General features: G+C 48.4%; 8 protein-coding genes and 1 pseudogene. All 9 read left to right on the forward strand.

What is annotated here, in order from left to right:
* Positions 1-44 precede the first annotated feature (44 nt).
* The gene (pepN, locus tag BZJ17_RS06185) at positions 45-2,654 is read left to right on the forward strand and encodes an aminopeptidase N (RefSeq protein WP_077640136.1); all 2,610 of its coding nucleotides are present in this window, start codon (positions 45-47) and stop codon (positions 2,652-2,654) included.
* 96 nt (positions 2,655-2,750) lie between these two features.
* A complete protein-coding gene (locus tag BZJ17_RS06190; RefSeq protein ID WP_069587733.1) occupies positions 2,751-2,969 on the forward strand; it encodes a DUF2835 domain-containing protein in 219 nt (72 codons plus the stop codon).
* A 185-nt stretch (positions 2,970-3,154) separates the two neighbouring features.
* Positions 3,155-7,829, forward strand: a pseudogene (locus BZJ17_RS06195) (NAD-glutamate dehydrogenase).
* 61 nt (positions 7,830-7,890) lie between these two features.
* A complete protein-coding gene (gene pyrD, locus BZJ17_RS06200; RefSeq protein WP_077640137.1) occupies positions 7,891-8,913 on the forward strand; it encodes a quinone-dependent dihydroorotate dehydrogenase in 1,023 nt (340 codons plus the stop codon).
* A complete protein-coding gene (locus BZJ17_RS06205; RefSeq protein ID WP_077640138.1) occupies positions 8,913-9,410 on the forward strand; it encodes a cell division protein ZapC in 498 nt (165 codons plus the stop codon). Before pyrD ends, BZJ17_RS06205 begins: the two co-directional genes overlap by 1 nt.
* A 658-nt stretch (positions 9,411-10,068) precedes the next feature.
* Complete coding sequence (rlmKL, locus tag BZJ17_RS06210; protein ID WP_077640139.1) at positions 10,069-12,207, forward strand: bifunctional 23S rRNA (guanine(2069)-N(7))-methyltransferase RlmK/23S rRNA (guanine(2445)-N(2))-methyltransferase RlmL; 2,139 nt, start codon at positions 10,069-10,071, stop codon at positions 12,205-12,207.
* A 2-nt stretch (positions 12,208-12,209) separates the two neighbouring features.
* Complete coding sequence (locus BZJ17_RS06215) at positions 12,210-12,464, forward strand: glutaredoxin family protein (RefSeq protein ID WP_077640140.1); 255 nt, start codon at positions 12,210-12,212, stop codon at positions 12,462-12,464.
* The gene (locus tag BZJ17_RS06220) at positions 12,451-14,373 is read left to right on the forward strand and encodes an ABC transporter ATP-binding protein (RefSeq protein ID WP_077640141.1); all 1,923 of its coding nucleotides are present in this window, start codon (positions 12,451-12,453) and stop codon (positions 14,371-14,373) included. The genes BZJ17_RS06215 and BZJ17_RS06220 overlap by 14 nt, the downstream gene beginning before the upstream one ends.
* A gap of 182 nt (positions 14,374-14,555) precedes the next feature.
* Complete coding sequence (gene rmf, locus BZJ17_RS06225) at positions 14,556-14,726, forward strand: ribosome modulation factor (RefSeq protein WP_077456710.1); 171 nt, start codon at positions 14,556-14,558, stop codon at positions 14,724-14,726.
* Positions 14,727-14,797 lie beyond the last annotated feature (71 nt).

Consider the following 14,797-nt stretch of genomic DNA (forward strand, 5'->3'; position numbering starts at 1 on the left):
ACACGATTTGTTGGCTGAGGTACACCCAATAATAAGGATTCAACATGTCTCAACAACCCACTGCGAAATATCGTAAAGATTATCGCGCCCCTGATTTTACCATCACTGACCTAAACCTAGAGTTTGATCTTGAGCCAAACGCAACCTTGGTAACGGCCGTGAGCCAAGTGAAGCGTTTAAATGACAATGCGACTGACATTGAACTGGATGGCGAAAACCTAAAGTTAGTGCGTATCGACATCAATGGCGATGCATGGACGGCCTACAGTGAAGAGTCAGGCAAACTCATCATCCGTGATGTGCCTGCGGCGTTCACACTCACGATCCAAACCGAGATCGATCCAGAAAATAATTCGGCCCTTGAAGGTTTGTATATATCAGGCGGTGCGTATTGCACGCAGTGTGAAGCAGARGGCTTCCGCCGTATTACTTACTATCTCGATCGCCCGGATGTATTGGCACGTTTCACCACCAAGGTGATTGCGGATAAAGCGTCTTATCCATACTTGCTGAGTAACGGTAACAAAATTGCGTCGGGCGAGTTGGATAACGGTCGTCATTGGGTTGAGTGGCATGACCCGTATGCAAAGCCAAGCTATCTGTTTGCGCTAGTTGCTGGTGATTTTGATGTGTTGCGTGACAGCTTTGTGACACGTTCAGGCCGTGAAGTGGCCCTCGAAATTTTCGTGGATAAAGGCAACTTAGWTCGCGCCGATCACGCCATGGTTTCGCTTAAGAATGCGATGAAATGGGATGAGGCACGCTTCGATCTTGAGTATGACCTTGATATCTACATGATCGTGGCCGTTGATTTCTTCAACATGGGTGCCATGGAGAACAAAGGCCTAAATATCTTTAACTCCAAGTATGTGCTTGCCAATGCAGAGACGGCAACCGATGCCGACTATTTGGGGATTGAGGCGGTTATTGGTCATGAATACTTCCATAACTGGACGGGGAACCGAGTCACCTGTCGTGATTGGTTTCAGCTGAGCCTGAAAGAAGGGTTAACGGTTTTCCGCGATCAGGAGTTTTCGTCTGACTTGGGCTCCCGCTCGGTCAACCGTATTGAAAATGTTCGCGTTATGCGCGGGCCTCAATTTGCTGAAGATGCAAGCCCGATGTCGCATCCGATCCGCCCGGAAAAAGTGATCGAAATGAATAACTTCTACACCCTTACCGTATATGAAAAGGGCAGTGAAGTGATCCGCATGATGCACACCATTCTTGGCGAAGAAGGGTTCCAAAAAGGCGTGAAGCTCTACTTTGAACGCCATGATGGCACCGCTGCAACGTGCGATGACTTTGTGCAAGCAATGGAAGATGCCTCAGGGATTGATTTAACCCAATTCCGACGCTGGTACAGTCAGTCGGGCACGCCGGTTCTCAATGTATCTTCAACCTATGACGATGCCACTAAACAACTGGCATTGCATGTGAAGCAACATACGCCAGCAACGGCCGATCAAGCGGAAAAACTACCATTGTATATTCCGCTCGATATTGAACTATATCGTTCAGATGGCAGTGTTATTGAGTTACAGCGTCACGGAGAGCCTGTACACCATATTTTGGCGGTGACTGAAGCAGAGCAAACCTTTATTTTTGATGCGGTGGATGAGCAGCCAGTGATTTCGTTACTACGCGAGTTCTCGGCACCGGTGAAGCTTGAGTATGATTACCAAGATCAARACCTAACCTTCTTGCTGCAATACGCGCGCAATGATTTTGCTCGTTGGGATGCCGGACAAAGCTTGCTGGCAAAACACATCAAGGCCAATGTGGCACGCGTACAAAATGATGAAAAGATAGTGATCCCAGCGTCAGTGGTTGATGCCTTCCGTGGAGTACTACTGAGCGAAAACACTGAACCGGCATTGATTGCAGAAGTGCTCAAGTTACCTTCTGAAAACGAAGTGGCGGGCTGGTTTGAGGTTGTAGATGTGGATGCGATTCACATGGTCATGGCGGCTTTCAAACAGCAATTCGCGGATGAAATGGTTGATGAGCTGGAAACGGTTTATCGCCAATATATGCAAGCGTCATATGAAATCAGCCATAAAGCGATTGGTGAGCGTGACTTACGCAACACGTGTTTAAGCTATCTTGCACATACTGAAAACGGCAATGATTGGGTCGAAGCACAATACCGTAATGCCAACAACATGACCGATACAATGGCAGCACTGCATGCGGCCAACGCCGCGCAACTGCCATGCCGCGAGTCCTTGATGAAGCACTTTAGCGACCAGTGGCAGCATGACGGGCTAGTGATGGATAAGTGGTTTGTGCTGCAAGGTATAAATCCGGCAGAAAATGCCTTGGAAGGGGTGAAAGCACAAATGGCTCATCCGGCATTTAGCCTTAAGAATCCAAACCGAACCCGTAGTTTGATTGGTGCCTTTTGTTCGCGTAACCCTGCGCACTTCCACGCCAAAGATGGGAGTGGCTACCGATTCTTGAAAGAGATCTTGGTAACGTTAAACGAATCGAACCCGCAAGTGGCTTCTCGTTTAATCGATCCATTGCTTAAACTGGCGTATTACGACACTGAACGTCAGCAGCATATGCGCCAAGTACTACAAGAGTTGGCTGACATGGATAACTTGGCTAACGATTTGTACGAGAAAGTGCAAAAAACGCTCGAACAATAGGGCGAGCTAATCGTGACCCAATGATCATCAAGCCGTCCAATTTGGGCGGCTTTTTTGTTACCCTGTGCAGAGAAAAAATGACTGAGTATCAACACGATGGATTATCGTTTTAACGTCAATATTTCCTATTCAGAGTATCAGCTCTATTACAGTGGCGCCGCGTCGAGTGTGGTGGTCACTACCGATAAGGGATTACGCTTGCAAATTCCCGCCGCACGCTTTCGTCCTTATCTCTCACAACTCGGTATACGAGGCCGTTTTAAACTTACCACCGATGAGGAGAATCGCTTTCGCTCTCTCGAGCGCATCGCCTAACCAAACGTAGCAAAGGAAATAGCTACACCAGTCACATTCTCGCGAAATTCGTATAAATCCAGCTGTTTAGATATAACGTTTTTGTGTAGCAAGCCTTACACTAGGCAGTGCGTATGTTAACGCAATGTTTACCTCTAATACTTACTACAAAGATAACGTCTAAAAAAGGACTACGGAGTTCCAGAATGACCTCGCGTGACCCTATAGTACCGGTGTTACTTGAGAAAGTTTATCAACTGATTGCCGATAAACTGGATGATACTCAACAGCCACTCGTCGATGCATTAGCCAAAAGGATATTGGGTCAAATTTCTGATAATGATTTGCAGGAACGCAATGAATCAGATCTCTATGGTGCCGTGATGAGCATGTGGCATCACCTCAACACATTCGAACAAGATAAAATATTCGTTAAGGTCTTTAATCCCAGTCTCAGTGGTAACGGTTGGCAATCAACCCATACCATTGTCGAAATCCTCGCCCCGGATGCGCCGTTTTTGGTAGATTCCGTCCGTATGGCCCTCAATCGATTGGGGATCACGACACACCTGATGCTAAACACGCCCGTGAAAGCGTTGAAAAACCAACAAGGTGATGTGGTTGAGATCAGCGGTGAGAATGGCCAATTCCAAAGCACTTTCCACATCGAAATCGATAAGATGTCAGAAGATGCTGAAATGGCAGCGTTGGAAAAAGAGCTCCATGAAACGCTGACCGATGTGGTGATGGTCGTGAATGATTGGCAGCCAATGCGCAAGCAAATGCTGTCTTTGGTGAAATCACTGAAAGAGGCCGCGCTGCCGTTTGACGATGAGCGCCGTCAAGAAGCGATTGAATTTCTGACTTGGATTACCGAAAACAACTTTACCTTCATGGGTTACAAGTGTTTTGACCTTGTGGCCGTTGAAGGGGACTATGAGCTTCGCGCCTCCAGTGAATGTGATGCACTCGGTCTGGCCAAAAAGCACAAATCTCCGAATGTGGTGCGCTTGTCGGAAATGCCCGAGTCTGCGCGTGCAACGGCATTAAAGAAAGAGCTGTTGGTACTGACCAAAAGCAATGCGAAATCCCGTGTGCACCGACCTGCCTATGTTGACTATATCGGCATCAAAAAATTTGATGCGCAGGGAAATGTGATTGGTGAGCATCGCTTTACGGGGCTGTATGCGTCATCGGCGTATAACCAATCGACCTCCAGTATTCCGGTATTACGCAATAAAGTACGCCGCATTCTGGATAACAGCGGCTTCTATCAAGAGTCTCATTCGTGGAAAGCACTGGCGAACATCCTCGAAAACTATCCACGTGATGAGCTGTTCCAAGCGACCGAAGATGAGATGCGTAATGTCGGTATGGGCGTCGTGCAAATGCAAGACCGTGACATGCTGCGTGTGTTCGTCCGTCGAGATCCGTTTGGCCGTTTCTTCTCATGTATGGTGTATATCACGCGTGAGCGGTACAACACGGAATTTCGTCGTCAGACGCAACGTATTTTCCAGCAGTACTTTGGTTCTGATCAGGATGTTGAGTTCAACACCTTCTTCTCTGAAAGCCCATTGGCACGCACGCACTACATTGTGCGGGTCGATAATAACAACTTCGATATTGATGTGAAAAAGATTGAGCAAAACCTTACCGAAGCGGCTTCATCATGGGATGACCGTTTACAAGAAGCGGTGATTGCCAACTTTGGCGAAAACCGAGGTACGCCGATCGCGAAGCGTTACCTACGCGCGTTCCCTCGTTCCTATAAAGAAGCGATGTTGCCTGGTTCTGCGGTGGCTGATATTGAACGTTTGGAAGGCTTAAGTGACGACCATAAGTTGGACATGTTGTTCTATCGTCCACAAGAGGTGAGTCATCACTCGAATGCGGTGAGCTTGAAACTGTTCCAAAAAGGCGAGCCGATCCACTTATCCGATGTAATGCCAATGTTGGAAAACCTCGGTCTGCGTGTCATTGGTGAATCGCCGTATGAAGTCGAAACCAGTCATGGTGACATCTATTGGATTCTCGACTTCTCSATGTTGCACAGTGCCGGTTCAGCCTTCAACTTGTCGAAAGCGCGGGATCGTTTCCAGCAGGCTTTCGCTGATATTTGGCACGGACGGTTGGATAACGATGGGTTTAACCGTTTAGTCTTGAATGCAGGGCTATCGGGCCGTGAAGTGACTATCCTTCGTGCCTATGCGCGTTATATGCGACAAGTCGGTTTTCCGTTTAGTCAGGCATACATTGAAGAGACGCTGGCGTCCCATCCTGATCTGGCGAGTTTGCTGGTTCAACTGTTCAACAAACGGTTTGATCCGGCGGCGAAGAATACGCAGCGTGCGCAAGACAAATTGATCGCCCAGATCGAAGACGCGCTTGAGCAAGTGGAAAGTCTGGATGACGATCGGATTATCCGTCGTTATATGGAAATGATGTTGGCGACATTGCGCACCAACTTCTTCCAAAAAGATCCAGAGAATGGCCTGGAAAAGCCGTATCTATCATTAAAATTGCAACCTGCAGACATTCCCGAGATCCCTCAACCGGTGCCAGCCTACGAGATCTTCGTATACTCACCCGATGTGGAAGGTGTGCATCTGCGCGGGGGGAAAGTCGCTCGGGGTGGTTTGCGCTGGTCAGATCGTCAAGAAGACTTCCGTACCGAGGTGCTTGGCCTCGTTAAAGCGCAACAGGTGAAAAATACCGTGATTGTGCCGGTAGGCGCGAAAGGCGGATTCGTCTGTAAACGCCAACACCAGTTTACCGGTCGCGATGAGATCTTTGCAGAAGGTCAACGCTGTTACCGTATTTTCATTCAAGGCCTGTTGGATATTACGGATAACATCATCGAGGGCGAACTGACCCCGCCGAATGAGGTGGTACGCCATGATGATGATGACGCTTATCTGGTGGTTGCGGCGGATAAAGGCACGGCAACCTTCTCTGATTTGGCGAACAGTGTCTCAGCACAATACAACTTCTGGTTAGGGGATGCCGGGCGGCGATGTATTTGGTAATGGCATGTTGCTTTCTAAGCATATTCGCTTAGTTGCGGCCTTTAACCATATGCATATCTTTATTGACCCAGATCCGGACGCCGCAAAAAGTTGGAAAGAACGTGAGCGTTTATTCAACTTGCCTCGTTCTAGTTGGGAAGACTATGACAGCAAGCTGATTTCAAAAGGCGGGGGCGTTTTCTCTCGTCGTGCGAAATCCATCACCTTGACGCCAGAGATCCAAAAGCTATTGGGTACGCGCAAGCAATCCATGGCGCCGAACGACTTGATCAAGCAGATCCTACAAACCAAAGTGGATCTGCTCTGGAATGGCGGGATTGGGACGTACGTGAAAGCCGCAAACGAGACCCATACCGAAGTGGGTGATCGTGCGAATGACGGATTACGTGTTAACGGTAAGGAAGTAGGTGCGCGCATTATCGGTGAGGGCGGTAACCTCGGTATGACGCAATTAGGGCGTATTGAATATGCACTAAAAGGTGGTCGTGTTAATACTGACTTTATTGACAATGTGGGTGGCGTTGATTGCTCGGATAACGAAGTAAACATCAAGATCCTATTGAATGGCTTGGTGGCATCCGGTGATCTTACCTTGAAAAAGCGTAATCAACTGCTGGAGAAAATGGAGAATGATGTTTCTGAGATTGTGCTGGAAGATGCCTACAGTCAAAGTGAATCTATCTCTGTCACGCACAACCAGCAAGCGTCGTTGCTCAAAGAGCAGATCCGCTTTATTCATTATCTCGAGAAAGAGGGCAAGTTAGATCGTGCGCTTGAGTATTTGCCTGATGATGAGACGCTCGCGGAACGTAACTTGCGTGGAAATGGTTTAACACGTCCAGAAATTGCCGTGCTGGTCGCGTACGGCAAAATGGTGTTAAAAGAGCAGCTGGTGGTCGATGAGGTGACACAAGATAGTCACTTTGGTCAACTGCTCCCCGGTTATTTCCCGAAAGAGTTACAACGTCACTATCGTCAAGAGATGGAGTCGCACCCACTGCGTGGTGAGATCATTGCGACTGTGCTGGCGAACCAAATGTCGAATGATATGGGCTTTAACTTTATCACCCGTATGCAAGACGAAACCGGTGCCAGTGTTAGTGACATTGCTAAATCTTACGCGATTGCTCGTGAAGTCTTTGGTTTCGAACAGATATTTGATGATGTTCGCGCATTAGATAACCAAGTGAGCGCGTCCGTTCAATACGACATTTTGTTCCGTTGTCGTCGCATGTTGCGTCGTGCGACTCGCTGGATGCTTCGCAACAAACGCAAAGGCGAGAGCATTGAAGCGCAAGTAGCGTTTTATCGTCCTGCGTTACAAAACTTGGCAGCGAACCTGGATAGCTACTTGGTCGACAGTGAGATTAAAGAGCACGACGATCAGGCGGAGAAACTGCGCAAAGCGGGTGTACCCGACGAGTTGGCAAGCAAAGTGTGCCGCTTGACCAGCATCTTCTCGGGCCTCGACTTGGCGCAAGTATCCGAGCAGCTAGATAAACCGTTCGAGCTGGTGGCACGCTTGTACTATGTGCTGGGTGATACCTTATCGCTGCATTGGTTCTTGAAACAAATCAACAACCAACCGGTCGACAACCACTGGCAGGCGCTTGCACGTGCTTCATTCCGAGAAGATTTGGATTGGCAGCAACGTTTGCTGACTGCGCGCATTGTTTCAGAAATGGATCCGAAACAAGACGCAGAAGTAGGACTCGACGCTTGGATGGAGGAGCATGACATGATTCTGGGCCGCTGGCGCAGCATTGTGGATGAGTTCAAAGTCGGCTCGGTCCATGAATTTGCGAAATTCTCGGTTGCGCTGCGCGAATTATCGCTTTTAAATTTGAATTAAAGCAGTAATAAGGCAATAATCTAGCCCCGTTTATAACGGGGCTTTTTTATTAGGAGGGATAATGCTATACCGCCTCGCCAGACCGGCAATCTTTCAATTGGATCCAGAAAAAGCACACGACGTCACGATCAGCTCGCTTTCCCGTTTTCATTCGACCCCCCTTCGTTTTATCTACTCTCAGCATCTTCCTCCTCGTCCTGTTACCGTTATGGGACTCAACTTCAAAAACCCTGTTGGTCTTGCCGCAGGGCTTGATAAAAATGGTGAGTGCATAGAAGCGTTTGGAGCGATGGGATTTGGCTTTGTCGAAGTCGGAACGGTGACACCACGACCACAACCAGGAAATGATAAGCCGCGATTGTTCCGCATCAAAGATGCAGAAGGGATTATTAATCGCATGGGCTTTAATAACCTGGGTGTGGATGCGCTGATTGAAAACGTTAAAAAAGCCAAAGGGTTTGATGGGATCCTCGGCATCAATATCGGCAAAAATAAAGATACGCCGATTGAGAAAGGCACGGATGACTATGTCATTTGTATGCAAAAGGTATATGCATACGCCGATTACATTGCGGTGAATATCTCGTCTCCCAACACGCCTGGGCTGCGAAGCTTGCAATACGGTGAAGCGCTAGATGAATTGCTGAGTACCTTGAAAGCGGAACAAGCGCGCTTGAGTGAAGAGCAGGGCAAGTATGTGCCGCTTGCGGTCAAGATAGCACCTGATCTGACTGAAGAGGAAATTGAGCAAGTTGCGCAAACATTAGTGCGGAATCAGATTGATGGGGTGATCGCCACGAACACCACCTTAGATCGCGCACTGGTTGATGGTATGCCACATTACCAAGAAGCGGGCGGTCTCAGTGGTCGACCTGTACAACTGAAGAGCACCGAAGTTATTCGCCGTCTTCACCAAGCCTTAGAGGGTGCCTTACCCATTATTGGAGTCGGTGGGGTTGATTCGGTGATGGCGGCTCGCGAAAAAATGGCTGCCGGTGCTGAGCTGGTACAAGTTTACACTGGGCTGATTTATCAGGGACCGGGTTTAGCGAAGCAATTAGTTCGTAATATCCGGAATCGCTAATGCTTGATTTGGGCGATGACATGCTATTTCGCGTCGCCATCAGTGCCAAACACCTCATCCCCGATGCGTTCTCTGAGTCCCCATTCTCTGTAGAGGACGCATCCCTTTTTCAGAGCATGACAGATACCTTGTCATGCCTCGATTTGTCGGCTCCTCGACGAGCCGAACTCGCTTTGAACGCAGTGGCAGCCTATCGCTTCCACAAACCTATCTTGCCGAAAAGTTGGTTTTTTGACCCTCAGCTTGAACCGCTCTCAGCGCCTGAGTGTGGTCAGGTTGTAGAGCTTCAAAGCCAAGCGGGAGATAGGGCGCCATTTCTAATCATAGAAAACGCAGGCTCGGCTTCATTGTGCATGCTCGCTCGTGAGGCCGATTTTCAGCTTAGCGACAATAAAACCTTGGCGTTTTGTGGTGCGATTAAAGTAATGAACGACCGGTTATCTCAATTCATACCTCAAACAAATAACCGAAAAGGTCGATTTGCGTTAGTGGGCTGAGTACCATTTTTGGTACCAGCCCACGCTTTATTTGCTTCCCCCCTTAAAATCTCCGTTCATCATTCACGAATTTTCTCCGCTTCCTTGGCCAAACTCGTTTCTAATGACGAACAGCCTGTCGATTAAAATGTGATCTGTATCTACTGATTGAACAAAATTTATTCGAAAAGTCGCACTGCCATGAGGCCAATCTGACGTAAAAGACACCACTTTTGCGGCAATCTATTACCGCTTTTTTCCTATTTTTTCATATTATACGCTTTCAAATATACCTTTTGGTCTATACCAGTTAGGGGTGGCATTATTGTTGCCTGATGGGATTTAATCTGTTTAGCTAAAAGCACGACCGCTTTGTTTGCATGAGCTTTGTTCATAGTGAATGCTTACCAATTGCTATGTTGATTCGCCGCCAACCCTCGCCACGAAAGGGATTTATCCTAGTGTTTCCGTTGAGAAACAGGGTGCGATCGTGGGTAGATGTGTTTGTGTCTTAACAGAAACAGTTGGTAGGGGGAGATTGATTCTTATCAGAAACAAATTGGTGGTGATTATTTCAACAATCAATGTGGATGATGTGGCTTAATCCCACGAGTATGTTCAGTTTGATGTATAATCGGCGCCAATTTGATAAATGACGCCCCAAGGGTGTAGAGAACCAATGAAACACTATCTCGCGATAACCGCTCGAGGCCTCGAGCACTTGCTTGCACAAGAGCTAGAACAACTCGGTGCCACCAACCTCAAACAAGTTCACGCAGGCGTGAAGTTTAAAGCCGACGACGCAACCCTGTATCAGTGTTGTTTATGGAGCCGTATTGCTTCTCGCTTTGTGTTGGTACTGAGTGAGTTTACGGTGCGCGATGATATGGATCTCTATCTCGGCGCCACCGCCATCAATTGGCCGGATTACTTTCATTCCAGCCAGCGTATTGCCGTCGACTTTAACGGGACTAACCGTGAAATCCGCAACAGCCAATACGGTGCGCTGAAAGTAAAAGACGCTATCGTCGATAAGTTTGAAAAAATGAACTTTCCTCGACCGAGTATCGATCGCGAGCAGCCCGATTTACGCATTCATATGCGCTTATCTAAAGAGCAGGGCGTGCTGGGTATCGATATGGTTGGCAGTGGTTTGCACCAACGCGGATATCGTACACAAGCTGGTGCGGCGCCATTGCGTGAAACCCATGCTGCTGCACTGGTAAAACGTTGTGGTTGGCAGCCTGAACAACCGTTTATGGATGTGATGTGTGGTTCAGGCACTTTGGTGATTGAAGCGGCGATGATTGCGGCGAACGTGGCTCCGGGCTTGAAACGAAAACGTTGGGGGTTTGAATCATTACTTGGGTTCGACAGTGACGCTTGGAAGAGCATTAAAGCTGAAGCGAGCGTTAAAGCAAAACGTGGCGTGAGTCAGTGCCAAACTCGCTTTTTTGGCTTTGATAATGACCCGCGGGTGGTCGAAACGGCGAGGGCGAATGCAAAACGCGCTGGGGTTGGCGAACTGATTGCGTTTGACGTTGCCGATGCCACTCAGGTTACGCCACCTGAAGACTTTACCGGCGGTCATATTCTCTCCAACCCTCCTTACGGTGAGCGCCTTGGCACAACACCAGGTTTGATTGCGCTATATACCCAACTCGGTGATCACCTCAAGCAGAGTTTTGCCGGTAATCAGGTATCACTGTATTCAGGTTCTGAGGAATTGCTGAGCTGTTTACGTATGCGCGCGGATGACAAGTTCAAGCTACGCAATGGCGCGATTGATTGCGTAATGAAAACATATGGTATTACCGCGCGTGGCGAGAAGCTCCGATCCGACCAGGATAAAGAGGCGCACGGGAGCACGGATGTCGCGCCCGACTTTGCCAATCGCTTGCGTAAAAACATGGCCAAGTTAGATAAATGGGCGAAAAAAGAAGGGTTAGAATGCTATCGCCTATACGATGCGGATTTGCCGGACTATAAAGCGGCCATTGATCGCTATCGTGACTATTTAGTCATTCAAGAGTATGCCGCGCCCAAGACGATTGAACCAGAGAAAGCGCGTCGTCGTTTGCTGGATATGGTTCGAGCATCGATCGCGGTGACCGGGATCGACGTCAACAAAGTTGTCCTCAAAACCCGCGAAAAACAAAAAGGGAATAACCAGTATCAGAAGCTGGCGGCAGGCGAACGTACCATGACGGTCCATGAATATGGGGTTGCCTTGGAAGTTAACCTTTACGACTATCTCGATACCGGCTTATTCCTCGATCATCGCCCCACGCGCAAACTCATTGGCCAGAAGGCCGCGGGGAAAGATGTGTTAAACCTTTTTGCCTATACCGGCAGTGCATCCGTCCACGCGGCGGTTGGGGGCGCTCGCTCAACAACCACGGTCGATATGTCCAAAACCTATTTGGCGTGGGCCGAACGTAATATGAAGCTCAACGGCATTGTGGGTCGTCAACATCAATTTGAAAATGCCGATTGCTTGCAGTGGATCCGTCAATCAGACCGCCAGTTTGACTTGATTTTTATTGATCCACCGACGTTTTCTAACTCCAAACGCATGAACACGACGTTTGATGTTCAGCGCGATCACGTTGATGTGTTGTTAGCACTGAAAGAGCGGCTTCGTCCAGACGGTGAGATCATTTTCTCTAACAACAAACGGCATTTCAAAATGGATACCGACGCGCTGGCTGAAGCTGGGTTACGCGTTGAAAATATAACTAAGCGCTCGATACCAGAAGATTTCGCGCGCAATCCTCACATTCATAACTGCTGGATCATTCGTCACCAAGAGGTCTAAGTATGGCATTAATGCTCTACAGCACGGAAGGCTGTCACCTCTGTGAGCAAGCCTACGAACTCTATCAGTCGTTGGGGTGCCAGACACCCCTCGACACCCAAGATATCGCCTTCGATGACAATTTATTTGAGCGTTACGGTGTCACTATTCCTGTGATTGCTGTGCTGACGTCAGAAGGACAGGTGAGGGCAGAGCTTGGCTGGCCATTTGATTCAACACAATTACAGGCTTGGTTAATAGAACATGGCATTGATTAAAATTACCGGCGCACAGTTAGCGTACGGCGATAATCCTTTACTCGACCACACGGATTTTGTTTTACAACCGGGCGAACGCGTATGTTTGGTGGGACGCAACGGTGCGGGAAAATCGACGTTGATGAAGGTGCTTGACGGTCAAGTTCAACTGGATGATGGCTCGATTCAACGCCAATCTGAATTAAAAGTCTCGCGTCTTGAGCAAGATCCGCCTCGCGACAGTGATGGTACTGTCTTCGATTATGTCGCCGAAGGGTTGGCCGAGGCGGGCGCGAAGCTCAAGGAATACCACCAGTTGATCGCGACGATCGAAACCGATCCTAGCGATCGCAACATTGCCGCGCTTGCACGCGTGCAAGAGGCTCTTGACCATGCAGACGCGTGGCGCTTCGACAATCAGATTATGGTAGTGCTAGGCGCATTAGGTTTAGATGGCAATACCGCGTTGAATGCGCTCTCGGGAGGTTGGCAACGTAAAGCTGCACTAGCGAGAGCATTAGTCTGCGAGCCCGATGTACTGCTGCTTGATGAGCCAACAAACCACCTTGATGTATCGACCATCCTGTGGCTAGAACAGTTCTTAAAAGACTTTAAAGGCGCCATTGTCTTTATATCTCACGACCGTTCTTTCATTCGAGCCATGGCAACGCGTATCTTAGATCTCGACCGCGGCAAGTTGTCTTCTTGGCCCGGTGACTACGACAAGTATCTTGAAGGCAAAGAGGAAGCCCTGCGCGTTGAAGCGGAGCAAAATGCCGAGTTTGATAAGAAACTGGCACAAGAAGAAGCGTGGATTCGACAAGGCATCAAAGCGCGAAGAACGCGTAACGAAGGGCGAGTGCGTGCGCTGAAAGCGCTACGACAAGAGCGAGCCAACCGGGTTGAGTTACAGGGTAACGCAAATCTCCAGCTCGATGATGCTTCTCGCTCCGGTAAGATTGTTTTTGAGGCTGAAAACATCAGTTTCACCTATCAAGAACAACCCTTAATTAAGCCGTTTAGCTTTACAGTGATGCGTGGCGATCGCATTGCGTTGATTGGTCCCAATGGGTGCGGAAAAAGTACGCTATTAAAGCTCATGCTTCAGCAACTCGAGCCTGACACTGGCCATTTGCACGTCGGTACCAAGTTAGATGTCGCCTATTTTGACCAATACCGAGAAAAGCTCGACCCGGAAAAAACCGTTATCGACAACCTAGCGGGTGGGAAGACTGAAGTTGACGTTGGCGGCCGTAAACGCCATGTGATGGGCTATTTACAAGACTTCTTATTCCACCCTCGACGTGCTCAAACACCGGTCAAAGCGCTATCGGGCGGTGAAAAGAACCGGCTATTGCTGGCGAAACTCTTTTTAAAGCCAGCTAACTTATTGGTTCTCGATGAGCCAACCAATGACCTTGATATTGAAACCTTGGAGCTACTCGAAGACTTACTGTCGCAATTCCAAGGAACGCTGTTGCTCGTTAGCCATGACCGTCACTTTGTTGATAATACCGTGACGCATAGCTGGATTTTCGAAGGCGATGGAACCATCAATAAGTTTGTAGGTGGCTACCATGATGCACAACAGCAGCGTGAGCAATTTTTGCAAGCGGTCACACCGTCAAAGTCCGATCCTAAGCGTGTAAAAAACACCCAAGATACGGAACAAAAGACGGCAAAACCTAAAGGTAAGCCTCGTAAGTTATCTTATAAATTGCAACGAGAGCTTGAGGCCTTGCCAGCACTGCTTGAAGCGCTAGAAGCCGAAATCGACAGCCTACAAACAGAAATGAATGATCCTGAATTTTTCTCTAAAAGTCAGGAGGTTACTCAGCCAAAGCTCACAAGACTCTCGGAAGCCGAGCAAGAATTGGAGCAAGCCTTTGAACGATGGGAAGAATTAGAGGCCATGCAGCAAGATACATAGTGACGTTGTCACTAATAGGCTTGGGCACGACTCACAATTTCATTGTCATTGGTGCGATATGTCTTGATTAAAAAATAATCATGATCGAAGCTGTAGAGGATGCTTCATAAAAACGTCACGGACAGAAGCATCCTTGCGATAGCAAGTAGCACTGAATAAGATGGAATAAAGAGGGCGACTCTATGAAAAGACAGAAGCGAGATCGTTTGGAACGTGCACAGTCAAAAGGCTTCCAAGCAGGTATCAACGGTCGATCGTCTGATATATGTCCTTACCAACAAACGGATGCAAGGAGCCACTGGCTTGGTGGCTGGCGTGAAGGCAGAAGTAATAAATCTGAAATGATGAAGTAATCATTTATTGCCGTGTTTTGGCCTTATCGTTCGGGTAAGGCCTTTTTCTTGGCCACTTAATGCACTATAAC

The sequence above is a fragment of the Salinivibrio sp. IB574 genome (assembly GCF_001996205.1).
GTDB classification, from domain to species: Bacteria; Pseudomonadota; Gammaproteobacteria; order Enterobacterales; family Vibrionaceae; genus Salinivibrio; species Salinivibrio proteolyticus.